We start from the raw sequence: 23,257 nt of genomic DNA on the forward strand, positions 1-23,257 counted from the left end.
GAGCGGAGGATGACGGCAGGGCACCGGGGCGTACCGGTCGGCAGGGATCGTGCCGGGCGGGCGGACACCACGACGGCGGAGGCGGCGGCCGGGCCGGGGACCCGCGCCGGGTCGGCGGGACCGATGATGCGGGTACGGTCGGCGTCCGCTCCGGCCCCCGGCCGAGCGGTCAACGAGGATCTGGTATTCCGGTTCGGCCCCCTGGTCGGCGTCCTGGACGGGGCGACCGTACCGGAGGGCTTCGACACGGGCTGCCGGCACGGGCCGGCCTGGTACGTCCGGCACCTCGCCGCCCGGCTCGGGCTGGCCACCGCCGCCCGCCCGGCGGCCACCCTGATGAGCAGCCTCGCGGCGGCGATCCTGGCGGTTCGGGCGGACCACGGCGGCGACTGCGACCTCGACCACCCCGGCACACCCTCGTCGACGGTCTGCCTGCTGCGCGCCGGCGGGAACGAGGTCGACTGGCTGGTGCTCTGTGACAGTCCCCTGGTGCTCGACGTCGGCGGTCGGGTCGACGTAATCGCCGACGACCGGCTGGAGACCGCGGTGGCCGACCTGCGTCGGACGGTGGGCACCCTGCCGGAACCGGCCGGCGACGGCGACCGGACCGACCGGTTCCGGCGGGCCGTGGGGCTGCAACGGGAGCGGATGAACCGCACGCACGGCTACTGGGTCGCCGCCGCCGACCCCGACGCCGCGTACCACGCGCTCACCGGGACGGTGCCGCTGCGCGGGCCGGGCGGCCTGCGCCGCGCCGCCCTGCTCACCGATGGCGCATCCTGCGCGGTGGAGCAGTTCGGGCTCTTCGACTGGGCGGGGTTGCTGGACCTGGTCACCGCCGAGGGGCCGGGCGCGCTCGTCGACCGGGTCCGCGCCGCGGAGCGCGACCGGCCCGACCGGTTGCGCCGGCACAAGCCCACCGACGACGCCTCGGCCGTCCTCTGCGAGTTCGACCCGGCGTGACGGTTCGCCGGGCGGCGGCCGATGCCCGCGGCGGCCCCGCCTCGGCCGGGCCGCCGCCCCGCTGCGGCGGGGGCGCAGACCGGGTGCGACCAGGTCGTACCCGCGCCGGACCGGGGGAGCGGTACGGCAAAGGGTGGACTCGGGCGGGTGCGGACCGGCAGACTGCGGCACGTGACGGGTGCGGTGCGGCTGGAGCCGGTGGGTGAGCGGAACCTTGAACCGCTGCTCTCGGTGGCGGTCGCCGAGGCCGAGCCGGACGACGTGATGCCCCCGGTCGACGCGCCGGCCGGGTGGTCGCACGCCCGCCGGCAGGCGTTCCGCGACTACTACCGCACGGGCTTCGCGGGCCTCGCCGGCCCGTCCCGCACCGCGATGTACGTCGTGCTGGTCAGCGGCGAGGTGCTGGGGATGATCCGGATGACCCGCCGCGCCGAGCCGGGGACGGTGGAGGCGGGCGTCTGGCTCGGCCGGTCCGCCCGGGGGCAGGGCGTGGGCGCGGCGGCCCTGCGCGAACTGCTCAACCTCGCGGCGGCGGCCGGAATGCACACTGTCGTGGCGGAAACCACGCGGGACAACGCCGGGGCCATTTCCGTGCTCCGCAAGTGCGGCGCGAAATTGATCGAGGACGGCGACACGGTGCGGGCGGAAATCAGTCTAGACGCCACTCCGCCCACTTTCTGAGCCCACTCCGAAAACGATTGTCTCCCGTGGCCGGGATCGTTTCGGCTGTCGTCTTCACCCTCTCCCGCGAGGTATCCGACCGGCCCTCCTGATGCCCCCGTCGGGTCTGTCCAGCGAGTGTCACCTGACGTTTCGCGGCAACGCCGACGGGTACTGCCCGCCCGTCCGCTTGAAGCGGGACGTCCAGGCAGAGGCCGCTGTTGCGCTGATCCCCGGTAGCTGTTTTCCGGGCCTTTCCCGAAATGGGCTTTCCCTCCTACCGGGGAGCTAAGGAGAACTGATGAAGAGCGGAGCACGAATCGGACTCGCAGTCGGTTTCGGCTATCTTCTCGGTCGCCGGCGTAAGCTGCGCACCGCCCTCGTCCTGGCCACCGCCGTGGCGGCCGGGCGGGCCAGCCGCAGTCCCGGTGGGCTGTTGAAGCAGGGCCGGGAACTGCTTCAGTCGTCCCCCCAGTTGAGCGGCCTCAGCCGCCTCGGCGGGCCCCTCGTCTCGGCCGGCAGGGCCGCCGCGACTGCCGCGGCCGGCAACAGCATCGAGGCCGTGAGCGGCCGGTTGCGCGGCCGCGCGGACGCCCTGCGCCGGAGGTCGTCCGGCGCGTCAGGGGGCAACGACGGCCGACGCGAAGAGTCGGGCCAGGGCCAAGGCCAGGGGCAGGGGCAGGGGCAGGGCCAGGGCCAAATTCAGGGGGACGGGTCGAAGCCCGGAACCGAGGACACCGACAGCCGGCGGGGACGGTGACCATGGCCGAGAACATGAAGCCGGGTGGCCTCGCCGGCAGGGCCTGCGACCAACTCGGCGGCGAGCTGCGCAACCTCGCCTCGGCGATCGGTGAGCGCGCGGTGACGGCGGTGACGGAGAAGGTAACCGGCGCGACCGGGCGGCTCAGCGAGTACGCCCAGCAGGGCGGCGGCCCTGGCCTGATCGCCGCGGCCACGGGCACCCAGAAGCTCGCCGAGGGCAAGGCCCCGGTGAAGGCCATGTTCCATGCCGGCCTGGCCGGCGGTAAGGAGAAATTGATGTCGGCTCTCGGCAGAGGCGGCAAGGGAGGCGGCAAGGGAGGCTCGAAGAAGCTCAAGGTCACCAACATCATCGAGTCGATCGAGGTGGGCGTGCCGATCCGGGTCGCGTACGACCAGTGGACGCAGTTCGGCGACTTCCCGAGCTTCATGAAGAAGGTCGAGACCGTCGACACGGACGGCGACGAGAAGCTGACCTGGAAGGCGCAGGTGCTCTGGTCGCACCGGACCTGGGAGTCGACCATCGTCCGGCAGATCCCGGATCGGCTGATCCACTGGCGCTCGAAGGGCGAGAAGGGCTCGGTGGACGGCACCGTCAGCTTCCACGGGCTGACCCCCGACCTGACCCGCATCCTGGTCGTTCTGGAGTACCACCCGCAGGGCTTCTTCGAGCACACCGGCAACCTCTGGCGGGCCCAGGGACGGCGGGTGCGGCTGGAGCTGAAGCACTTCGTCCGACACGTGATGACGCAGACGGTCCTCGACCCGGACTCCGTGCAGGGCTGGCGCGGCGAGATCGAGGACTCGGAGGTGGTGCGGGACCACGAGACCGCCCTTCGCGAGGAGCGCGAGCAGCGGGAGCAGCGGGAGCAGCGCCCCCGCCCCCGCGACGAGGAGTACGACGAGTACGCGGACGAGGGGTACGACGAAGCGGAAGCGGAAGAGGAGGAGCCGCCACCGCGCCGCCGCCAGCCGGAGCAAGCCCGCCGCCCGCAGCGTCGCGAGGAGCTGGAACGCCCCCGCCTCCGGGAGCCCCGGGAGGAACCGGCGCCCCGGGAGGAGCCGGAACGTCCCCGCCCGGCGGCCCGCCGCCGTCCGGAGCCGCCCTGGCGACCCGTGGTCCGACGACGGCGACAGGAGCGGGGCGAGTGACGGTCGCCACGGGAGGCGCCGGGGGTGGCGGCGCGCTGGAGCAGGCCGGCGGCGCGGTCGGAGGACTGGCCGACGTGGTGGAGACCGTGCTCGACAAGGGCGTGGTGATCGACGCCCAGGTCGCCGTCGGAGTGCTCGGCATTCCGCTGCTGGAGATCAACGCCCGGGTGGTGGTGGCGAGCATCGAGACGTACCTGTGCTTTGCCGAGATGGTGGACCGGCTGGACATCTCTGCCGCCGAGGGCGACGGGCTCGCGGGCCTGGTCGGGAACGTCTCCGAAGCCGCGCGGGGCTTGCCGCCGACCCCGGCGACGCGGCCGGCGGAACCGCCCGGGAGCTGGGCGGCGCGACCGGCGGCGTCGGGGAGGCGGCCCGGCGAGCGCGCCGGGGGAACGGGGGGCGGTGACGTGGCCGACGGGACGGGACTGTTCGTCTACGGCATCGTGCCGTCCGACGTGGAGCCGACCCCGGACGCCGCCGGGGTGGGCGACCCGCCGAGCGAGGTCGCGGCGATTCGGCACGGCGAGCTGGCCGCGCTGGTCAGCGAGGTGGGGCTGGAGGAGCCGCTGGGCCGGCCGGCCGACCTGACCGCGTACCAGGAACTGCTGGACGGGACGGCGGCGGTGGCGCCGGTGCTGCCGGTGCGCTTCGGCACCGTGGTCACCGGCCCCGACGCGGTGACCGAGCTGCTCACCGCCCACCACGACCGGTTCGCGGCGGCCCTCGACGGGTTCGAGGACCGGATCGAGTACATGGTGCATGCCCGCTACCACGAGCAGCCGCTGCTCGCGGAGCTGCTCGCCGCCGACCCGGAGGCCGCCGACCTGGCTCGGCAGGTACGCGGGCAGCCGGAGGCGGCGACCCGGCCGCAGCGGATCCGGCTCGGCGAGATCGTCAGCCAGGCGGTGGAGCTGCGCCGGGAGGCGGAGAACCGGCACGTCCTGGACGCCGTGACGCCGCTCGTGGTGGACAGCGCGGTCCGTCCGCCGAGCAGCGAGCTGGACGCGGTGAACCTGGCGTTCCTGGTGGACTCCGCGCGGGCGGACGAGTTCGCCGACGCGCTGGAGGCGTACGCCGGGCGGCGTCGGGACCTGCTCCGGATGCGGCTGCTCGGCCCGCACGCCCCGTACGATTTCGTCGCCGCGCACCAGCTGGCGGGCTGACCGGTGGACATCCTCTGGGCGCTGCTGACCCTGCCGTACGCCCCGGTGCGCGGGTTGACCGCGGTGGTGAAGGTGATCGCCCGGGAGGCCGAGTCCCAGCAGCGCAACCCGGCGAACGTGCGCCGGGAGCTGGAGGAACTCGACCGGGCGGCGGCGGCCGGCGACATCACGGAGCGGGAACGGGACCGAGGCCAGCAGCGGGTCCTCGACCGGCTGACGCCGACGGGCGGGCGCGGGACGAGGCGGGCCGACGGCGGCGCGCGGAGGCGGGCCGGCAACGGCAGGCGGAAGGGGTGACAGGGAGGTGAGCGGGATGACCCAGGGACGGATCCGGGACGTCGGCGCGCCGGCGGACGGGTGGCCGGGGGAACGTGACGACGACCGGTACGACGACGAGGAGTACCCCGAACCGCTGCCGGCGGCCGAGGCGGCGCGCGAAGGGCTGCGCCTGATCACCACCCTCGCCGGCCGGGAGCCGCAGGGCGTCGTCTCGCTGGAGTCCACGGACGAGGGCTGGCGGGTGGGGGTGGAGGTGGTCGAGGATCACCGGATTCCCGCCTCCACCGACCTGCTCGGCCTGTACGAGATCGACATTGACGTCGACGGGGAGCTGCTCGGGTACCGGCGGGTGCGCCGCTACCAGCGCGGGAAGGGCGAGGTGGGCTGAGATGACCAGTCCGCGCACCCCGTCTGTGGTGCAGAACTCCGGCCAGGTGCTGCCGGCCGGCCACGAGCCGGCGAACCTCGGCGACATCCTCGAACGGGTGCTCGACCGGGGCATCGTGATTGCCGGCGACATCCGGGTCAGCCTGCTCGACATCGAGCTGCTGACGCTGAAGCTGCGCCTGGTCATCGCGTCGGTCGACACCGCGCGGCAGATCGGCATCGACTGGTGGGAGCACGACCCGTGGCTCAGTTCGCGCGCCCGCCCGCCGGTGGAGCCGGGCCCCCGGGACCCCGAGGAGGTCGAGGCCGAACGGCGGCCCCGGGTGGCCCGGCGGGCCGCCGTGTTGAGGGAGGACCGCGATGAGCTGCACGGCTGAGCCGCTTCCGGGTGACCCGGAGCCCGCCGGGGACGCCGCCGGGCGCTGGCTGCACGGGGTGGCCCGCGAGGCCGACCGGGCCATGCTGGCCGCCGTCACCGGGATGGACGGCGGGCCGCTGCGGGCCGTGCCGGCCGCCGGCCTGGTCGCCGTGGTGAGCACCGCGCCGCTGGCCGAGTACGGCGAGGAGGCGCTGCGCCGCAACCTGGAGGACCTGACCTGGCTGGAGCGGGCCGCGCGCACGCACCACGAGGTGGTGGCCGCGCTGTCCCGGGCCGGCGCGGTGGTGCCGACCCGGCTCGCCACCGTCTACCGCGACGAGCGGGGCGTCGCCCGGCTGCTCGCCGAACGCCGGGCCGAGCTGGCGGCCACCCTCGACCGGCTCACCGGCCGCGCCGAGTGGGGCGTCAAGGGGTACGCCGTGCCGGGCGCGACCGTCCACGCCGCCACGGGTGGTGGGGCCGCACCCGAGGGGGCCGGGGTCGCGTACCTGCGGCGGCGCCGGGCGGAGCTGACGGCCCGGGACGAGGGGCAGCGGGCCGCCGCCGAGGCCGCCACAGCCGTGCATGACGCCCTCGCCGGGTACACAGTGGCCGCCCGCCGGCACGCTCCGCAGGACCGCCGGCTCTCCGGTGCGCCCACCGCGATGGTGCTCAACGGGGCGTACCTGGTGGACGTCCCCACCCTCGGCGGGTTCACCGGCCTGGTCGCCGCGCTGGCCGGCCGGCACCCCGAGGTGCGCCTGGAGCTCACGGGCCCCTGGCCGGCGTACTCCTTCGCCGAGGACCGCCCGCCGGAGCCGGCGCTGACCGTCAAGGATCCGGCATGGTGACCACCGCCCTCGCGCCGAGCAGCGCGGACGACCCGCTGGCGTACCGGTCGGTGGCGCTGGTGGACGTGCTCGACCGGGTGCTCGCCCGGGGCGTGGTGGTCTCCGGGGACATCACCATCGCCATCGCCGACGTCGACCTGGTGCGGATCTCCCTGCGGGCGCTGGTCGCCTCGATCGGCGCGCTCGTCCCGCCGGAACCGCCGGTGACAGCGGGGCCGTACCCGCCCGGCCTGGCCGACGGGGTGGCGGAATGACCGGGATCGACCCCGATCGGGACGCCCGAGTCCGGCGGGACGGCACGGCCGGGCCGGACGGGATCGTCCGGTGGGAGGAGGCGAGGGAACTGGCCGCCGCCCTCGACGAGCCGCAGTGGCGGGCGCCCCGGGTGACGCCGCTGGATCGGCGGCTCGCCGTGGACCGGGACTCCGTCGAGCGGGGACTGGCCAGCCTCGTGCTCACCGTGATCGAACTGCTGCGACAGCTCATGGAACGCCAGGCGCTGCGCCGGGTCGAGGTGGGCGACCTCACCGGCGAACAGGTGGAGCGGATCGGCGTCACGCTGATGGCGCTCGAGGAGCAGATGACCGGGCTGCGGGAGTACTTCGGCCTGGCCCCCGAGGACCTGAACCTGGACCTCGGCCCCCTCGGGCCGCTGCTGCCGACGGACTGACCACCCGCCCCGACCGGCGACCGCGTGGCGGACCGCCCCCGCCGCGACCGGCCGACCGCCCCCGCGCCGGCCCGTCCTCAGCGCGCCGCCCGGGCCTCCGCGTACGCCGCCAGCCAGGCGACCTGGTCGGGGTCGAGGGACGGCCGGACCCGCCGTCGCGCGGACTCGACGTGCCCGGCGGTGATTGTCGACGCGGTCATCGACTCCCGCATCGCGGCGAGCGCGGCCTCCCGGACCAGCGCCGCGCAGTCGGCAGCCGAGAAGCCGTCCAGCCCGTCGGCGAGCGCGGCGAGGTCGACGTCGTCGGCCAGCGGGACGTTGCGGGCGGCGGCGCGCAGGATCTCCGCCCGGCCCGCCCCGTCCGGCGGGGGCACGTACACCAGCCGCTCCAGCCGGCCGGGCCGCAGCAGGGCCGGGTCCACCAGGTCGGGGCGGTTGGTCGCGCCGACCACCACCACGTTGCGCAGCGACTCCACCCCGTCCAGCTCGGTGAGCAGGGCGGCGACCACCCGGTCGGTGGTGCCCCCGTCGCTGGCCTGCCCGCGAACCGGGGCGAGCGCGTCCACCTCGTCGAGGAACACCAGCGTCGGGGCGGCCTCCCGGGCCCGGCGGAACAGCTCCCGGACCGCCCGCTCGCTCTCGCCGACCCACTTCGACAGCAGCTCCGCGCCCTTCACCGAGAGCACGTTCGCCCGGCCCGACCCGGCCAGCGCCGTGACCAGGTACGTCTTGCCGCAGCCGGGCGGCCCGTAGAGCAGCACCCCGCGCGGCGGCTGCACCCCGAGCCGGGCGAAGGTGTCCGGGTAGGTCAGCGGCCAGAGCACCGACTCGGTCAGCGTCTCCTTGACCTCGACCATGTCCCCCACGTCGTCGAGGGTGACGTTGGCCAGCTCCAGGGTGGACCCGGCCATCGTGGTCGGCCGGACCACCTCCAGGGCGGCGGTGAAGTCGGTCATCGCCACTGTCGGCGACTCGGCCGACTTCTGCCGCAGAGCCGCCCGCACCCCGGCCTCCCGGACCAGCGCGGCCAGGTCGGCGGCGACGAACCCCGGGGTACGCCCGGCGACCTCGTCGAGCCGGACATCCCCGGCCAGCGGCACCTGTCGGGTCAGCACGGTGAGCTGCTCCCGGCGCAGTGCCTGGTCGGGCAGGGGGACGGTGATCCGTAGCGAGAGCAGGTCCGGCCCGCGCAGCGCGGGGTCGACCGCCTCGGGACGGCTGGTCGTGCAGACCACCGCAGTCCCGGCCCGGACGGTCTCGGCGAGCAGCTGCCGGAAGACGGTGGACAGCGGTCCGGGGTTCTCGGCGGGGGCGAGCGCCTCCACGTCGGTGACCAACAGCACGGCCGGGCCGTTTCCGCGTACCTCGTCGGCGGTGGCGCGCAGCCGTCGCGCCGCCGCGTCGTTGGTGAGCGCCGCCAGCTCGGGGGCCCAGAGCGGGCGGACGGTCGCGCCCACCCGGGCGGCGACGGCCCGGACCAGCGCGGACTTGCCCGACCCGGCGGGCCCTGCGACCAGCACCCCGAGCGACACGGCGGTGCTCAGCCGGCCCAGCACCTCCCGGTGGTGGAACCCGAGGTCGAGCAGCTCGGTCAACTCCTCGGCCTGGGCCCGCAGCCCGGGCAGCTCGTCCACGCCGGGTGCGTCCTCGGCCCCGCCCGCATCGTCGGGCCGGTCGGTCGGCTCGTCGGTCCCGTCGGCCCGGTCGGCCGAGGCGTCGGCCCGGCCAGCCCGGTCGGCCGTACCGCCGTCCGGCCCGGTGCCGGGCCGGGCCGCGCCGGGCGGGCCGCCGTTCCGGGTGGTCTGGCCGTGCTCCCAGCCGACCACCGTGTCCATGGTGACCAGCGCCCCGAAACCCGGCTCGGCGGCGGTCACGGTGAGCAGGGTGCTGGTCCAGGCGTACCCGACGGTGCTGGACAGGCTGCGGCGGGCCGCCTCGACGAGAGTGCGTACGGAGGCGTCCGGCAGCACGTCCTGGGGCAGCAGGGAGACGTCGTCCCCAGCGGTCACCACCTTGCCGAGCAGGGCGAGCCGCAGCATCTCCGGGGAGACGGCGGCGACCACCTGGACCGGCCCGGCCAGGGTCACCCGGCGGGCGGGGACCACCGGCGCCCGGCTCACCGTCACCTGCCCGCCGTCGCGGATGCCGAGGTTGCCCAGCAGCAGATCGTCGGCGTAGAGCAGGGCGGTGCTCGCGGCCGGCCCGGCCGGGGCGACGATGCCGGCGGTCACCCGCCGCCCGGCCAGCCGGACCGGGTCGCCGGGCCGCAGCGCCAGTGCGGTCAGCACCTCCGGGTGCAGCCGGACAACGCCGCGCCGGGCGTCCAGCGCGGCGGGGCGCAGGCTGGCGGTGAGGGTCAGGTCGGGTGCGGCCATCGCCCGAGGGTAGCCGCCGGGAAAAGGAAGACCCCGCACAAGCGCCGCCGAGCGGGCCGGACCGCCCCACGCTGTCGCCCACACGTTCGTGGCCCGTCGGTGTCGGCCGTCGGATGAGAGCGGTGGGGTTCAGGGCGGTGGAGTCAGGGGCGGTCGCCGGGGCCACCGAGCAGGGACTGGTCGCGCCGGATCAGCTCCGCAAGCCGGGCCGTCGGGTCCGCCGTGAGCTGGTCCGGTTTGGGCACCCACGCCGGCACGGTCCTTACCGACAGCGGCCAGACCGGCGGCGGGACGGTGGCCGCCTCCGCGCCGACCGTCACTTGCCCGCCCGACCAGCCGACCCGCAGCGGGTACGCCTGCCCGTCGTGCTCCACCCGGACCGTGACCGTCACGCCGGGGTGCGTCGCCACCACCCGGGCGACCGCCTCGGCGACCTCCGCCACCGGGTCCCGCCCGACGGACGCGTCCATGGTGCCGCCGGCAGTCCCTGCCGTGCCGCCGGCAGTCCCTACCCCGCTGTCCGTCGTGCCGCCCACCGTGCCGGCCGTCGTGCCGCCCACCGTGCCGGCCGTCGTGCCGCCCACCGTGCCGGCCGTCGTGCCGCCCACCCCGCCGGCCGTCGTGCCGCCCACCCCGCCGGCCACCGTGCCGCCCACCGTGCCGGCCGTGGGGCCGGCTGGCAGGGCGCGGAGGGTTCCTGCCCGGCCCGGCGGGCCGGCCAGCCGGGCCGCGTCCCCGCCCGCCCGGTCCGGCGTGGTGCCGGTCGCCGCCCCGTTCGGGCCGACGTCACCGCCCTCCGGGGGAACCGGGACGGGGTCGCTCACCGGCCGGCTCGGGACGGTTGCCCCGCCCGGCCGGCCCCGCCCGGCGTCGCTTCCCGGCGGCACCCCGGCGGCGTCGGCGGCGGACGGGGCTGCGGCCTTCCGGCCGGGCTCCTCGGCCGGCTCGGTGCCCCGCCGCCGGAGTGCCTCCTCGCGCCGGGCCAGCCGGGCGAGTGTCTCGTCCAGGTCACCTCTCATGTCGCCATCCCTTCCGGTGAGTCGGATCCCGAGGCAGGGCTCGTTCAGTCCCGTCCCTCCCGGGTGGCCCGGTCCAGCGCCCGGTCCAGGACGACCAGCAGGGCGTCCCGCACCGAGAGCCGGTCCCGGGCGTCGAACCGGATCAGGGGCACCTGGTCGCCGATGGCCAGGGCCCACCGGATCGAGGTGAGGTCCAGGGCCAGCCGGCCGTCGAAGGCGTTCACCCCGACCACGAACGGCAGCCCGGCCCGCTCGAAGAAGTCGATCGCCGGATAGCAGTCGTCCAGCCGGGTGCTGTCCACCACGACCAGCGCGCCCAGCGCTCCCCGGGCCAGGTCGTCCCACATGAATCCGAACCGGGCCTGGCCGGGGGTGCCGAAGAGGTAGAGCTTGAGGCTGCGGTCGATGGTCACGCAGCCGAAGTCCATCGCCACCGTGGTGGTGGTCTTGCCGGACTGACCGCCCGGGTCGTCGATGCCGATCCCGACGCTGGTCATCTCCGCCTCGGTGGTCAGCGGCGTGATCTCGGAGATGGCCCCGACCGTGGTGGTCTTGCCGACCCCGAACCCGCCGGCAATGAGGATCTTGACCGGGATCGGTGGGGCGACCCGGCCCGGACCGCGGTCCGGCGCGGCGTGCTGCGGCCCGGCCGGCGGCCGGTACGGCGGCGGAGCTGTCGGCGGTGGGGCCGGCGGCGGTGGGGCCGGCGGAGTGGCCCGTCCGGTGGCCGGCGCGGTGCCCGCCGGAGTGCCGTAGCGGGTGGTGGCGCTGTTGGCGGCGAGCCCGCCGAGCGGGGCCGCCGGCCATTCAGGAGATCGCACGGAGTCCATCAATCACTCGCAGGATGAGGTCGGGGTCAAGGGCGTCCTCGGCAGTGCCGACGTGCACGTCGAGGTGGCCGGCGCCCCGCAGGTCGCCGACCAGGACCCGGGTGACGCCGAAGTGCATGCGGGTCCGGGCCGAGATCTCGGCGACCGAGATCGGCTCGCCGCAGAGCGCGATGATCGCCTGGAGCTCCGGGGCGAGCCGGGACGCGGGCGTGGCGTTCCACCCGCCGGCCTCGGCCCGGGCGGTCACCTGGGTCTCCAGTCCGATCGCCGGGTCCGCCCCGGCCACCCGGCCGGCGGTCAGCACGAACGGGCGTGGGCCGGCCGGCCGCTCCGGCTCGGGGGCGGCCGGCGCGCCAGGGACGCCGTCCGGCCCGCCGTCGCCGCCCGGGGACGACGCCCGCAGGTAGGGCCGGATCCGGACCGTGGGTTCCGGACCCGGCCCGGTGCCGGCGGCGTCCGAACTCACTGCTGGACGGCGTTCTTCAGCTCGACGATGAGTCGTGGGGTGAGGGCGCCGCCGGCCCGCCCGGCGAAGAGGGTCATCTCGTACGCCACGGTGCCGAGGTTCGCTGACCGGTCGGCGACGACCCCGAGCACGGATCCGCTGCTGATCGCGCTGATCAACAGGTAGCCGTCGGTCATGTCGACGATCACCCGGTTCAGCCCGCCGAGGGCGTACCAGCTCGCCGCGCCGCCGGCGAGGCTCGTCATGCCGGAGACCACGGCGGCGAGGCGTTCGGCGTTCGACCGGTCCTTGATTGCCGACATGGCCATCAGCAGCCCGTCGGAGGAGACCGCGATCGCCTCCATCACCCCGGCGGTGCTGGAGGTGAAGGAGTCCAGCAGCCAGTTGAACGTCCGGGCCTCGGGGCTGAGGTCCCCGGCGCCGGGGTGGTTCTGGTGCTCGACGTTGTCGTGCAGGAACGGGCTGGTCACCGTGTTGATCCCTCTTCATGGCGGCGGGCTGGACAGACTTCGCGCAGAGCACGGGCGACGCCCGCCTCGAACTGGTTGATCAGGTCCCGCACCTCGGCCGGGTCGCCGGGGTCGGAGACCGGCAGGGGTCGGGGCGGCGAGACGGTCAGGTTGGCGCCGGGGACCCGCCGGCTCAGCCGGGGCGAAACCGGCGGCGCGTCCGCCGCGGTCGGGGCGGGCGTCGGGGCCCGCAGCCCCGCCCGGCGTACCCCGGCCTCGAACGCCTCGACCAGGGCGCGGGCGGCGGCCGGATCGGCGGTGGACGCGTCCACCGGGCCGGCCACCGGCCCGGTGCGGGGCAGGCTCGCCCCGGGGATGCGCTGCCGGATGCCCGAGCCGCCGCGCAGGGCGCCGGCCACCGACCCACCCGGCCCGGCGACCGGCGGGGCTGACCCGGTGCCCGCCCCCGCCCGGGGCGTCGGCCAGGTCGGCGGCCCGATCTGTGGAGCGGTCGGCGGGCCGGGTGGGTCGCCGGGCCTGCCGAACAGCGGCCCGGCGGGGAAGGAGATGCCCCGGGTCCGCACGGGCAGCGGCGGCGCGGCGGCGGGGCCGGCCCCGCCGACCGCCGCGCCGTCACGGGGCGGCCGGGCCGCGCCGGACGCCGCCGGGGGAGCGGCGGCATCGGACACGACCGGCGTGACGTCGGCGGTCGGCGGGGTGATCACGGGTGGCGGCGGGCCGGCGGCGGGAGCTCCGGTCCGGCCCGGCCCGGCGGCCAGGGCCCCGGCGCCGGCCCTGAAGGCGTTCCAGGACTGTCCGGACTCCATGGACCGGGTGGCCCGGCTGAGCAGCTCGGGGTCGAACCCGGGCGACGCCGTCGGGTCGAGCGGGTCGGCCCCGACCGTCGGGTGGGGCGACGCGGCGACGGCGGCCAGGGCCCGCCTGGGGCCGATCGGCTCCGGCCGGGCGGGGGTGGTCCGTCGGTCCCGGTCCGGCACCGACGCCCGGGCCACGTTGGCCCCCGCCCGGTCGGCCGGCGGTACGACCAGCAGCGCCGACGGGACCTCCAGCCGGGCGGTGACCCCGCCGACAGCGGTCGGGACGAGGTCCACGGTCCAGCCGTGCCGGCGGGCCAGCCGGCCCACCACGAACAGGCCGAGCACCTCGGTCGGGGCGAGGTCGAGCCGCTCCCGGCGGGTGAACCGGGCGTTCGCCTCGGCCAGCCGCTCCTCGGTCATCCCGATGCCCCGGTCCACCACCGACAGCCGGACCCCGCCCTCGGTCGGCGCGGCGGTGACCGTAACCCGGGTGTGTGGCGGGGAGAAGACGGTGGCGTTCTCCATCAGCTCCGCCGCCGCCAGTACCAGGTCGCCGACGATCGCCGGTGCCGCGGACACGCCGGGCGGGACCTGCACGTCGACCCGGGTGTAGTCCTCGATCTCGCCGAGGGCGAGGCGTACCGCGTCGGCCAGCGGCACCGGGGCGACGTGCGCGTCGGCGTCGGTCGACCCGGAGAGCACGACGAGGCTGCCGGCGTTGCGGCGTAGCCGGCTGGAGACGTGGTCGAGGCGGTACAGGTGCTCCAGCCGGTCCGGGTCGGTCTCCTGCCGTTCCAGCTGGTCGATGAGCGCGAGCTGCCGGCCCACCAGGTTCTGTGTGCGGCGTCCCACGTGCCCGAACATCTGCGCCACGTTGCGCCGCCCGGCGACCTGCCGCTCCACCAGCCGCGCCGCGGTGGTCTGCACCCGCTCGAACGCGCGGGCCAGGTCGCCGACCTCGTCCCGCCCCCGGACGTCGACCGGGTCGAGGCGGATCGGCGGGACGCTCTCGATCTCGTCGTCGGCGATCCGGACCAGTTCGGCTTCGGCGGCCCGGGCGACCCGATCGGCGCTGTGGGTGAGCCGGGTCAGCGGGCGGGCCACCGTCCGGGCCACCGCCACGCTGAGCAGCACCACGACCAGCAGGATGGCGAACGCCACGTCGCCGACCAGCCAGGCGGCGACGAGCGCCCGCTGCTGTTCGGCCCGTACCTGCGTGGTGACGTCCGCGATGATCTTCTTCTCGACGAACTGGCCGAGGGTGATCATCGAGCGGACCGACGGGAAGAGCGTGTCCAGCGGGATCATGGAGATCGCGGCGACGGGGTCCCGCACGCTGTGGGCGAGGAACGCCGGGCTGGTCCGGGCGGCCACCGCCGCGTCGTCGAGCAGGGCCAGCTGGTGCTGCTCCGGGGTGATCAGGCTGCGGAACCGCTCGTTGTTCACGTTCAGCTTGGCCATGCAGGCGAGGTAGCTGGCGGAGACCTGCGGGTCGCCGGTGGCCCGGACCAGGACGATCAGGGTGGCGCACGCCCCGATCCACTCGTCGGCGCGCAGCAGCGCGTCCAGGGCCAGCACCTGCTGGCCGATCGTGGTCGTGGTGTCGACCTGCCAGGGCAGCCGCAGCGACTCGATCAGCGTCATGGAGACCGGGCCGAAGGTCTCCATGACCTGCGTGGGGGTGGCCCGCCCGGCCAGCACGGCGGTACGCAGGTCGGCCAGCCGCCGCACCCCGTCCAGGGCGGTGGCGACCCGGGCGGGGAGTTGGTCGCCCAGTTCGGCGCGCAGGTCGGCGACCCGGTCGTCCACGGTGGCCGACGCCTGGATCAGCTCGGTGCGGGTGACCCGGCCGAGCAGCAGCCCGACCGAGAGCAGGCGCTCCTGCTGGATGCCCTGCACCAGCGTGCCGACCCGGTTGGCCACTCGGACGCTCTCGGCGGTGTCCGCGGCCCGCCCGGCAGCGGCGATCCGGTCGAGCACCACCGGCACGGCGAGCCCGACCATGCTGAGCAGCGGAATGATCACCAGCAGGGCGAGCTTGCCCCGGATGCGGAGCCTACCGAGCAGCATCGAAGGGCCCCCACCGTGCGGTGCCGGCGGCGCGGCCTAGCCCGGCCGGCTGGAGCGTCCGGGGCTCGGCCGGGGCTAGCGTGCCGAGCGGGGCGGGCCCCCGGGGCTCGCCCGGCGGTTCCCAGCCGGTGCCACCCGGCGACGCGCCGGCGTCCTCGTCGGCCCGGTGCTCCCCGACGGCCCGACGGCGGGCCCGACGGTACGCGGCGACCAGCATCGCCGCGAGCGCGGCGACCAGCAGGACGGCCGCCCCGAGAGCTGCCCCGGCCAGCCACCGCTCCCGGTCGAGCCGGTCGATCCGTTCCCGCAGCAGCACGTCCAGCTCGTCGAGGATGACCGGCTGGAGCTGCCTGGCGGCGCTCTGCGCGTTGTTCCGGGCGGCGGTGAGTTCGGTCAGCCCGCCCAGCCCCGGGGCATCCTCGGTGCCGGCCCGGCCGGTCGGGGCGGAGAGCGCGGCGAGCCGCTCGACGGCCCGCTGGTAGTTGTCGAGCGGGGTGAGCACGTTGGCGCCGAGTTTGGTGCTCTCCGTGCTGTCGACCGCCGCGCGCAGGTCGGTGACCAGGTCGGTGGCGGGAGTGAGGGCGGCCACCCGCAGGCCGGCCAGCTCGGGCCCGGTGCGGATCCGCTCGGCGGTGGGGCGGCGGGCGGCGAGGGTGGCCAGGTCGGCGAGGCGGCCGGCGGTCACGAGCGCCTCGGGCAGCTCCTCGCTGACGGCGTCCTGGAGGAAGAACGAGTCCGACTGCGGGTCCCGCATCAGCCCGGAACCCTCCCGCACCTTGCGGTGCAGGGCCAGCAGCAGGTCGGTGACCTCGCCGTACGCGACGAAGGCTGCCTCCGGATCGGTCAGCGCCCGGTCGGGCAGCGCCTCCAGCTTGGCCCGGAGCCCGGTCCACCGGTCGTGGGTGCGTAGCTGGTCACCGATGCGGGTGTCGACCGAGGCGGCGTCCTGCACCGCCCGGTTCAGCGCCTCGCGGGACGCGGTCCGCCCGGTGACGGCCGCTGACTGGGCGTCGACCAGGGCCAGGGTGACGGGGCCGAGGGCCCGCAGGTACTCCACGCCCATCCGCTCACGGACCGCCAGCCCCCGGTCGTCGTTGGTGAGCCGCCGCTGCTGGGCGAAGAGGAACGCCACCGGCACGAGCAGTGCCACGACGAGCAGCAGCGGCAGCACGCGACCCGGGAGGGCGGGCCGTCGGGGGACCCGCTCCGCAGGGACGGTCATGGATGGCTCCTCCGGCGACGGCGGGGGACGGGCAGGGTGTCGGGGGTCGCCGATGCAGTCCCGCTCACCGGACCGGAAAACTAACTGACCAGGCAGGGCCGGCAGAGCCGCCGGTCGGTCAGTTTTGCGTCACTTCGAGCGATGTAACGCCGTGTGCAGCCCAGCCGCACTCTTGGTGCATACGGTTCGGTGGACATGGATGGATCGGATGTGATTTTGGGAGGAACATCGGAATTCACGTGATCCGAATTCATCTCACTGGGCCGCGCCGTACCCTGCGCGGTCGATCCGATCCGGCCGCCGATCGGCCTCACCGGACGGACGTACGGAGGATCTCAGCCAACGCTCAGGAATTGCCCCGTACCGTTGTGCCCCATGAGATCGCCGTTGCCGGTCGCGCCGGTCCGACGGGCCCTGGGCACCCGCCGCCGCCGGATCGTCGCCGGGTCGGTGGTGGCCGTTCTGGTGGCCGCCGTCGCGGTGTGGGCGACCCGGTCCGACGAAGCCGGCTTCCGCACCGAGTCCGCGCTGGTCACCGTCCGGTCCGGGCCAGCAGGCGACGAGCCGGTGGACCTGGACACCACGTTCTACCTGCCGGACGACGCGTCGGCCGGCCGCAAGGTGCCCGCGGTGCTGCTCGCGCACGGCTTCGGCGGCACCAAGGAGTCGGTCCGGGCCGACGCCGAGGACCTGGCCGCTCAGGGGTACGCCGTGCTCGCCTGGACCGCCCGGGGCTTCGGTCGCAGCGGCGGCCAGATCCACCTGGACAGCCCCGACCACGAGGTGCGGGACGGCGAGCGCCTGCTCGACTGGCTGGCCGCCCGACCGGAGGTGCGCACCGACGCCCCCGGCGACCCCCGGGTCGGCGTGGTGGGCGGCTCGTACGGCGGCGGCCTGGCCCTGCTGCTGGCCGCCCAGGACCGGCGGGTCGACGCGATCGTCCCCATGATCACCTGGAACGACCTGTCCCGCGCGTTCCTGCCGGAGAGCACCGGCAAGGACGCCACCTCCGGCGTGTTCAAGAAGGGCTGGGCCGGGATCTTCTTCGGCGGCGGTGGCAACGCCGGCTCCGGCCCCGCAGGGCTCTCCGGCACCTCGGCCGCCGAGCCGGAGGGTGCCCCCGCCTCGGCCGGGCCGCCCAGCCCGGCACCGGGCTCGGGGCCGGGCACCGGCTCCGGGCGCACCCCGGCGGGCGCGGCGGACCCGGCGTGCGGCCGGTTCGCCGCCGACGTCTGCGCCGCGTACCTGCGGATCGCCACCACCGGCCGGGCCGAACAGGCCGACGTGGAGCTGCTGCGCCGGTCCAGCCCGGCCCCGGTGCTGGACAAGATCAAGGCGCCGACCCTGCTGGTGCAGGGGGAGGCGGACAGCCTCTTCCCGATCGCCGAGGCGGACGCCAACGCGCGCGGCATCGCGGCGAACGGCACCCCGGTCCGGGTCGCCTGGTACACCGGCGGCCACGACGGCGGCGCGGGGCCGCGCAACGACTCCGACCGGGTGAAGTACCTGACCGTCCAGTGGCTCGACCACTACGTCAAGGGCGAGGGGTCGGCCCCGGGCGACGACTTCACGTACTCCCGGATCGCCGGCTTCGACGCCCTCGACCGCGGCCTGGTCGCCACCGGCTTCCGCACCGCCGACTACCCCGGCCTGGCCGGCGACGGACGTCGCGAGGTCGCGGTGACCGGCCGGGCCCAGCCCGTCGCGAACCCGCCGAACGGCAACCCGGCGGCCATCTCGTCGGTGCCGTTCGCCGGCGCGCTCGGCTCGCTGCTGGACGGGGTGGCCGGCGACGTCCCAGGCCAGCACGCCCGGTTCGAGTCGGAGCCGCTGGCCGAGGCGGTGGACGTGGCCGGCGCGCCGACGGTCTCGATCCGGGCGGCGTCGCCCACCGGCGAGGCGGTGCTGTTCGTCAAGCTCTACGACGTCGACCCGACCGGCGCGGCGACCCTGCCGAACGGGCTGGTCGCCCCGGTCCGGCTCACCGGGCTGCCGACGGAGGTCAATGGCGCGACGCCGGTCACCGTGACGCTGCCGGCGATCGTCCGCCGGATCGAGGCCGGGCACCGGCTGCGGATCACGGTGGCCACCACCGACCAGGCGTACACCACGCCGGTCGAGCCGACCGTCTACACCGTGGCGGCCGGCGACGGCCCGGTCGTGCTGCCCACCGTGGCCGGCGAGCCGATCCCCACCACGGCCGTCGTCTGGCGCTGGGTGCTCGCCGGGCTGCTGGCCGCGATCGCCGTCGGGCTCGTCGCGGTCGTCCTGCTGGCCCGCCGCCGGCACCGCCGCCAGGACAGCTCGGTCCACCCCGAGTACGCGGGCGTCCCGCTGGCCGTCCGGCAGCTCCGCAAGGAGTACGCCGACGGCTTCGTCGCCGTGTCGAACGTCGACTTCGAGGTGCACCCCGGCCAGGTCGTCGGCCTGCTCGGGCCCAACGGCGCGGGCAAGACCACCACCCTGCGGGTGCTGATGGGGCTGACCCAGCCGACCGCCGGGGAGATCTACGTCTTCGGCCGCCGGTTGGTGCCCGGCTCGCCGGTGCTGTCCCGGATCGGGTCGCTGGTCGAGGGCCCCGGCTTCCTGCCGCACCTGTCCGGCCTGGACAACCTCAAGGCGTACTGGCGGGCCACCGGCCGGCCGTGGGCGGACGCGCACTTCGACGAGGCGCTGGAGATCGCCGGGCTCGGCGACTCGGTGCACCGCAAGACCCGCAAGTACAGCCACGGCATGCGACAGCGGCTGGCCATCGCCCAGGCGATGCTCGGCCTGCCCGAGCTGCTGGTGCTCGACGAGCCGACGGACGGCCTGGACCCGCCGCAGATCGCCGAGATGCGCCGGGTGCTCCAGCGCTACGCCACCGACGGGCGGGCCGTGCTGGTCTCCAGCCATCTGCTCGCCGAGGTGGAGCAGACCTGCACCCACGCCGTGGTGGTCAACAAGGGGCGGATCGTGGCGTCCGGCCCGGTCGAGGACATCGTCGGCGAGTCGCCGAGCGTGCTGCTCGACGTCACCGACCCGGCCGCCGCGCGCGAGGTGCTGGGCCGGCTCGACGGGGTCACGGTGCTGCCGGACTCCGACGGGAACCTGGTGGTGGACACCAACGGCACCGCGCGCAGCGAGGTGGTGGCCGAGCTGGTCCGGGCCGGGATCGGGGTGGACCGGGTGGTGCCGCGCCGCCGCCTGGAGGACGCGTTCCTCGCCCTGGTGGGCGAGAACTCTCGGGGAAGCGGGGACCGGTGATGAGGCAGTCGTCCTCCACGGTGGGCGCGGCGGCGGGCTACCGCCCCTCGGCCACCCTGCCGTTCGCGGCGGAGTTCCGCCGGCAGGCGTCCCGGCGGCGTACCCAGCTCGCGCTCGGGTTCATGGTGCTGCTGCCGCTGATCATCCTGATCGCGTTCCAGTTCGACTCCGGCGAGGACGACCGCAACGGCGGGGGCGAGTTCGCGAGCCTGTCCGACCTGGCCACCTCGGGCGGGCTGAACTTCACCCTCTTCGCGCTGCTGGTCTCGGCGTCGTTCCTGCTGGTCGTGGTGGTGGCGCTGTTCTGCGGCGACACGGTGGCCAGCGAGGCGAGCTGGGGCAGCCTGCGCTACCTGCTGGCCGTCCCGGTGCCCCGGGCCCGGCTGCTCGCGGTGAAGCTGGTGGTCGCGCTCGCGTACTCGGGGCTGGCCCTGCTGCTGCTCGCCGGCACCGCCCTGCTCGCCGGCACCCTCCGGTACGGCTGGGAGCCGCTGAGCAGCCAGGTGGCGGCCCAGTTGGAGCCGGGGGAGGGGCTGCTGCGGCTGCTGGCCGTGCTCGGCTACCTTGCGGTCGTCCTGCTGGCGGTGGCCGGGCTGGCGTTCCTGCTCTCGGTCGTCACGGACGCGGCGCTCGGCGCGGTCGGCGGTGCGGTGCTGCTGTGGATCCTGTCCAGCATCCTGGACCAGATCACCGCGCTCGGCGGGATCCGGGCGTTCCTACCCACCCACTACGCCAACGCCTGGCTGGGGCTGCTGTCGACGCCGGTGCAGACCGACGACGTGGTGCGCGGCTGCATCTCGGCGATCGCCTACGCCACGCTGTTCTGGTCGCTGGCCTTCTGGCGCTTCACCCGCAAGGACATCACGAGCTGACGGCCGCTCCCGGCCGATCGCCGGCCTGTCAGGCACGTTGCGCTCAAGCAGGATTTGCCGGGTCCGGCCCGCACGGGCCGTCGTGGTCGGGCGGGCGTGGGCAGCGGTCGGGGCCGTCGAGGCGGGCGTCCCACCAGACCGGGTACGCGCGACTAACGGTCCTCCTCGGAGAGGGCCGCAGGCGAGCGCGACCGCCACCAGCGAAGGATCGATCGCCGTTTGCCGGTGAGCGGAGATCGGGTAGATCTTGGAAGATTTCGGCCCCCGGAAGGGCCGTTTGCTTCCAAGATCTCCCCGTTCGGGGTCCCGGCCCCCGTGAGAGTCCGGGTCAGCCGGGGGACTTGGGCTGGGGGTTGCGTCGTCGGTTAGGTCGAGCGCAGCAAACCACCGGCAAACCTGTTGGACTGGTGGACCTCGCCGAACGGGTACGGGACATGGGCTTGCGCGAGCTACCGGTGACCCATGCCCGCGCGATCGCCGTCGGCCGACTCCCGTTCCATCACCGTGATCCCTTCGATCGGATGCTGGTGGTGTAAACGGTCACCGAAGGCTTGACGTTGGACACCGGCGACGCGTCGATCGCGCTGTATGACGTGGACGTCCTCAAGGTGTGACCTGGTCCGGGTTCTGTGCCGACATCTCACGAGGCCCGTCTCGGGTGCTGCTTCACCCGGTAACAGGTGAATCGCCTGCGTGAACTACGGGATTCGCCGTGACCAGTCGCTTGTGGAAGTGGTGCTTCGCGGTGCCGTCCGGCATCTCCGGCGTACGCCCGACCTCCTGATAGCCGTGACGGTGATAGAAGCCGGGCGCGTGGAAGGACATGGTCGCCACGACGACCCGGTCGCAGCCGCGCTGCAGGATCTCGTCCTCGGCTGCGGCCAACAGGCGACGACCCAGGCCACGGCCTCGCTGCTCCGGCTCCACCCACAGGGAGGTGATGCCGCCGCAGCCGCCCCAGGTCCACCCGGTGATCCCGCCGAGAAGGGTGCCGGCGTCATCGGCCCGGATGGAGAACGGCGTCTCGTCGTCCGAGGCGATGGAGGATCGGTTGATGGCGTCCAGTTCGTCTGAGAGGCGACGTTCCAACTCGGGGTCGTCCTGGCCGGTGAGCAACGTGGTCATGACCGGATCCTGACGCCCGATCGGAATCCGGGCATCCCCATTTTCGATCGCCGTGCCCCGGCCGGCGCCGGAGCGGCCGACGTGCCGACGTCGTGGGAGCCTTCCCGATTGGAGGGATTTCGTGGACACCTCCCGCCCTTGCTCGCATGCTGGATGCATCGATCAGCATCGTTGGAGGTGTCGCATGAAGTTCGACCGACTCGGCGGACTCGTCCTGTCCCTGTTCCGCATGGTGGTCGGCCTGCTCTTCCTGTGCCACGGGCTGTCGTCGCTGTTCGGCGTGCTCGGCGGTGCCCGGGGCGCCGGCCAGGCCGTCCCGTTCGGCGAGTGGCCGGGCTGGTGGGCGGCGCTGATCCAGGCAACCTGCGGCGTGCTGGTGCTGGCCGGGCTGTTCACCCGGCCCGCCGCGCTGGTCGCCTCGGGCTCGATGGCGTACGCCTACTTCGTGGTGCACCAGCCCGACGGGCTGCTCCCGCTGCGCAACGGCGGCGAGCTGGCGGCGCTGTTCTGCTGGTCGTTCGTGCTCGTCGCGGTGCTCGGCCCCGGCACCTGGGCGTTGGACAGCCTGCTCCGCCGCCGTCGGGAGCCCGCCGTCGCGGCCCCGGTGCCGGGCAAGCGGTCCGTGCCGGCTTGAGTCGCACCCCCGCCGCTACGGCTTGTACGGCGCGTCGGTGTGGCTGACCTCGGTGAACGTGCTGCCGGAGAGCTGGTAGTACGAGGTGCGTCGGATGTCCAGCTCCGCCATGCCCCGCTCGGCGGAACGGGTCAGCCAGACGACCTTCGCCCGGCCGCCGGACACGGTGATCGAGACGACCGGGGTCCGGTCGTCCAGTTCGGCCAGGCTCCGGTAGACCGGCTCACCGTCGGCGTTGCGCCACACCACCAGCGTGTAGAAGGTGCCGCTGCCCCCGCTCTTGAGGGCGACCGCGCCGACCGCGTCCGCCGCGCCGTCGCCGTCGAGGTCGCCGATCCCGCAGGGCTTCTGGAGGGTGACCGTGTCGCCGTCCTCGCCGGACCAGACGCCCTCGGCCAGCGGGAGGTAGTCGGCGTACCCCTGGTAGGGGACCTTGGTGCTGCCGACGTGGGCGCCGGCGAGCTGCTTGCAGGTCAGCGCGGGCACCTTCTTCGGCGCGGGCTTCGGCGGCGCGGCGGTGGTGCCGGCGACGGTCGGCTCCGGCGGGGCGGCGGGGCCTGTCGTCGCCGGGGCCGGCTCCGGGCCGTCCTCCGCCGGGGCGGCCGGCTCGTCGGCGGCCGGAGCGGTGGTCGTACCCGCCGAGGAGGTCGACCCCCCGGCGTCGCAACCCGCGGTCATCAGGCAGGCCAGGGCGAGGATCGCGAGGCTGGGCAGGGTCCGGCGCATCGGCCAGTTCCTCTCTCGGGGGTGGGCTTCCCGCACGGTAGCGACCCCACGCCACCCGCATCGTCGGCCCCACGCCACCCGGCCGGGCCCCGTCTCCCGTCCCCCCGCTGTTCCCGGTGCGCGCACTTTCACGGAATGTGTGGCATCCGCGCGCGCCATAGCC

General features: G+C 75.1%; 21 protein-coding genes and 5 pseudogenes. 16 read left to right on the forward strand and 10 right to left on the reverse strand.

Annotated features, from left to right (window positions below; translation table 11 throughout):
* Positions 1-9: 9 nt before the first annotated feature.
* The 12 genes and pseudogenes from ACH4T9_RS06255 to ACH4T9_RS06310 all read left to right on the forward strand — a co-directional run bounded on the left by ACH4T9_RS06255 (position 10) and on the right by ACH4T9_RS06310 (position 7,242).
* Complete coding sequence (locus ACH4T9_RS06255) at positions 10-963, forward strand: hypothetical protein (protein ID WP_396670521.1); 954 nt, start codon at positions 10-12, stop codon at positions 961-963.
* 171 nt (positions 964-1,134) lie between these two features.
* A complete protein-coding gene (locus tag ACH4T9_RS06260; RefSeq protein ID WP_396670520.1) occupies positions 1,135-1,644 on the forward strand; it encodes a GNAT family N-acetyltransferase in 510 nt (169 codons plus the stop codon).
* Positions 1,645-1,924: 280 nt separating this feature from the next.
* The gene (locus tag ACH4T9_RS06265) at positions 1,925-2,383 is read left to right on the forward strand and encodes a hypothetical protein (RefSeq protein WP_396686817.1); all 459 of its coding nucleotides are present in this window, start codon (positions 1,925-1,927) and stop codon (positions 2,381-2,383) included.
* Between the two features lie 2 nt (positions 2,384-2,385).
* Complete coding sequence (locus tag ACH4T9_RS06270; protein WP_396670519.1) at positions 2,386-3,534, forward strand: SRPBCC family protein; 1,149 nt, start codon at positions 2,386-2,388, stop codon at positions 3,532-3,534.
* A 35-nt stretch (positions 3,535-3,569) separates the two neighbouring features.
* A pseudogene (gvpJ, locus tag ACH4T9_RS06275) lies at positions 3,570-3,773 on the forward strand (gas vesicle protein GvpJ); the annotation flags it as partial.
* A 168-nt stretch (positions 3,774-3,941) separates the two neighbouring features.
* Positions 3,942-4,697, forward strand: coding sequence for a GvpL/GvpF family gas vesicle protein (locus ACH4T9_RS06280; RefSeq protein WP_396686822.1), 756 nt, complete (start codon positions 3,942-3,944; stop codon positions 4,695-4,697).
* 3 nt (positions 4,698-4,700) lie between these two features.
* On the forward strand, positions 4,701-4,994 hold the full coding sequence (locus tag ACH4T9_RS06285) for a gas vesicle protein GvpG (RefSeq protein WP_396670518.1): 294 nt from the start codon (positions 4,701-4,703) through the stop codon (positions 4,992-4,994).
* A gap of 16 nt (positions 4,995-5,010) precedes the next feature.
* Complete coding sequence (locus tag ACH4T9_RS06290; RefSeq protein WP_396670517.1) at positions 5,011-5,364, forward strand: gas vesicle protein; 354 nt, start codon at positions 5,011-5,013, stop codon at positions 5,362-5,364.
* 1 nt (position 5,365) lies between these two features.
* A pseudogene (gene gvpJ / locus ACH4T9_RS06295) lies at positions 5,366-5,566 on the forward strand (gas vesicle protein GvpJ); the annotation flags it as partial.
* Between the two features lie 157 nt (positions 5,567-5,723).
* Positions 5,724-6,572 (forward strand): GvpL/GvpF family gas vesicle protein, encoded by an 849-nt coding sequence (locus ACH4T9_RS06300; protein WP_396670516.1) that lies wholly within the window; start codon positions 5,724-5,726, stop codon positions 6,570-6,572.
* Positions 6,566-6,826 (forward strand): gas vesicle protein, encoded by a 261-nt coding sequence (locus ACH4T9_RS06305; RefSeq protein WP_396670515.1) that lies wholly within the window; start codon positions 6,566-6,568, stop codon positions 6,824-6,826. The genes ACH4T9_RS06300 and ACH4T9_RS06305 overlap by 7 nt, the downstream gene beginning before the upstream one ends.
* Positions 6,823-7,242 carry a gas vesicle protein K gene (locus tag ACH4T9_RS06310; protein ID WP_396670514.1) on the forward strand — a complete coding sequence of 140 codons (420 nt, stop codon included), beginning with the start codon at positions 6,823-6,825 and terminating at the stop codon, positions 7,240-7,242. Before ACH4T9_RS06305 ends, ACH4T9_RS06310 begins: the two co-directional genes overlap by 4 nt.
* A gap of 77 nt (positions 7,243-7,319) precedes the next feature.
* Here the strand turns inward: ACH4T9_RS06310 and ACH4T9_RS06315 are convergent.
* The 8 genes and pseudogenes from ACH4T9_RS06315 to ACH4T9_RS06350 all read right to left on the reverse strand — a co-directional run.
* Positions 7,320-8,942: pseudogene (locus ACH4T9_RS06315) on the reverse strand (AAA family ATPase); the annotation flags it as partial.
* A 95-nt stretch (positions 8,943-9,037) separates the two neighbouring features.
* Positions 9,038-9,617, reverse strand: a pseudogene (locus ACH4T9_RS06320) (ATPase); the annotation flags it as partial.
* 143 nt (positions 9,618-9,760) lie between these two features.
* A complete protein-coding gene (locus ACH4T9_RS06325) occupies positions 9,761-10,636 on the reverse strand; it encodes a hypothetical protein (protein WP_396670513.1) in 876 nt (291 codons plus the stop codon).
* 44 nt (positions 10,637-10,680) lie between these two features.
* Positions 10,681-11,466 (reverse strand): GTP-binding protein, encoded by a 786-nt coding sequence (locus tag ACH4T9_RS06330; protein ID WP_396670512.1) that lies wholly within the window; start codon positions 11,464-11,466, stop codon positions 10,681-10,683.
* Positions 11,444-11,932 (reverse strand): DUF742 domain-containing protein, encoded by a 489-nt coding sequence (locus ACH4T9_RS06335; protein WP_396670511.1) that lies wholly within the window; start codon positions 11,930-11,932, stop codon positions 11,444-11,446. The genes ACH4T9_RS06330 and ACH4T9_RS06335 overlap by 23 nt, the downstream gene beginning before the upstream one ends.
* On the reverse strand, positions 11,929-12,402 hold the full coding sequence (locus tag ACH4T9_RS06340; RefSeq protein WP_387014522.1) for a roadblock/LC7 domain-containing protein: 474 nt from the start codon (positions 12,400-12,402) through the stop codon (positions 11,929-11,931). The genes ACH4T9_RS06335 and ACH4T9_RS06340 overlap by 4 nt, the downstream gene beginning before the upstream one ends.
* The gene (locus tag ACH4T9_RS06345; RefSeq protein ID WP_396670510.1) at positions 12,399-15,269 is read right to left on the reverse strand and encodes a nitrate- and nitrite sensing domain-containing protein; all 2,871 of its coding nucleotides are present in this window, start codon (positions 15,267-15,269) and stop codon (positions 12,399-12,401) included. Before ACH4T9_RS06345 ends, ACH4T9_RS06340 begins: the two co-directional genes overlap by 4 nt.
* Positions 15,256-16,491 carry a hypothetical protein gene (locus ACH4T9_RS06350; protein WP_396670509.1) on the reverse strand — a complete coding sequence of 412 codons (1,236 nt, stop codon included), beginning with the start codon at positions 16,489-16,491 and terminating at the stop codon, positions 15,256-15,258. Before ACH4T9_RS06350 ends, ACH4T9_RS06345 begins: the two co-directional genes overlap by 14 nt.
* Before the next feature lie 375 nt (positions 16,492-16,866).
* Here ACH4T9_RS06350 and ACH4T9_RS06355 point away from each other — a divergent pair, with 375 nt between their 5' ends.
* The 3 genes and pseudogenes from ACH4T9_RS06355 to ACH4T9_RS06365 form a co-directional block, all read left to right on the forward strand.
* Positions 16,867-19,737 carry an alpha/beta fold hydrolase gene (locus ACH4T9_RS06355; RefSeq protein WP_396670507.1) on the forward strand — a complete coding sequence of 957 codons (2,871 nt, stop codon included), beginning with the start codon at positions 16,867-16,869 and terminating at the stop codon, positions 19,735-19,737.
* A complete protein-coding gene (locus ACH4T9_RS06360) occupies positions 19,737-20,609 on the forward strand; it encodes an ABC transporter permease (protein ID WP_396670506.1) in 873 nt (290 codons plus the stop codon). Before ACH4T9_RS06355 ends, ACH4T9_RS06360 begins: the two co-directional genes overlap by 1 nt.
* A 377-nt stretch (positions 20,610-20,986) precedes the next feature.
* Positions 20,987-21,223: pseudogene (locus ACH4T9_RS06365) on the forward strand (PIN domain nuclease); the annotation flags it as partial.
* Positions 21,224-21,275: 52 nt separating this feature from the next.
* Here ACH4T9_RS06365 and ACH4T9_RS06370 read toward each other — a convergent pair.
* Entirely contained in the window at positions 21,276-21,734 is a 459-nt protein-coding gene (locus tag ACH4T9_RS06370) for a GNAT family N-acetyltransferase (protein ID WP_396670505.1), read from the reverse strand.
* Between the two features lie 184 nt (positions 21,735-21,918).
* Between ACH4T9_RS06370 and ACH4T9_RS06375 the strand changes: the two genes are divergently transcribed.
* Positions 21,919-22,368, forward strand: a complete 450-nt coding sequence (locus ACH4T9_RS06375) for a DoxX family protein (protein WP_396670504.1) — start codon at positions 21,919-21,921, stop codon at positions 22,366-22,368.
* 15 nt (positions 22,369-22,383) lie between these two features.
* Here ACH4T9_RS06375 and ACH4T9_RS06380 read toward each other — a convergent pair whose 3' ends face one another.
* Positions 22,384-23,094: a hypothetical protein gene (locus ACH4T9_RS06380; RefSeq protein WP_396670503.1), complete on the reverse strand. Its 711-nt coding sequence runs from the start codon at positions 23,092-23,094 to the stop codon at positions 22,384-22,386.
* Positions 23,095-23,257: the final 163 nt, after the last annotated feature.

The organism is Micromonospora sp. NPDC020750, assembly GCF_044334565.1.
GTDB lineage: Bacteria > Actinomycetota > Actinomycetes > Mycobacteriales > Micromonosporaceae > Micromonospora.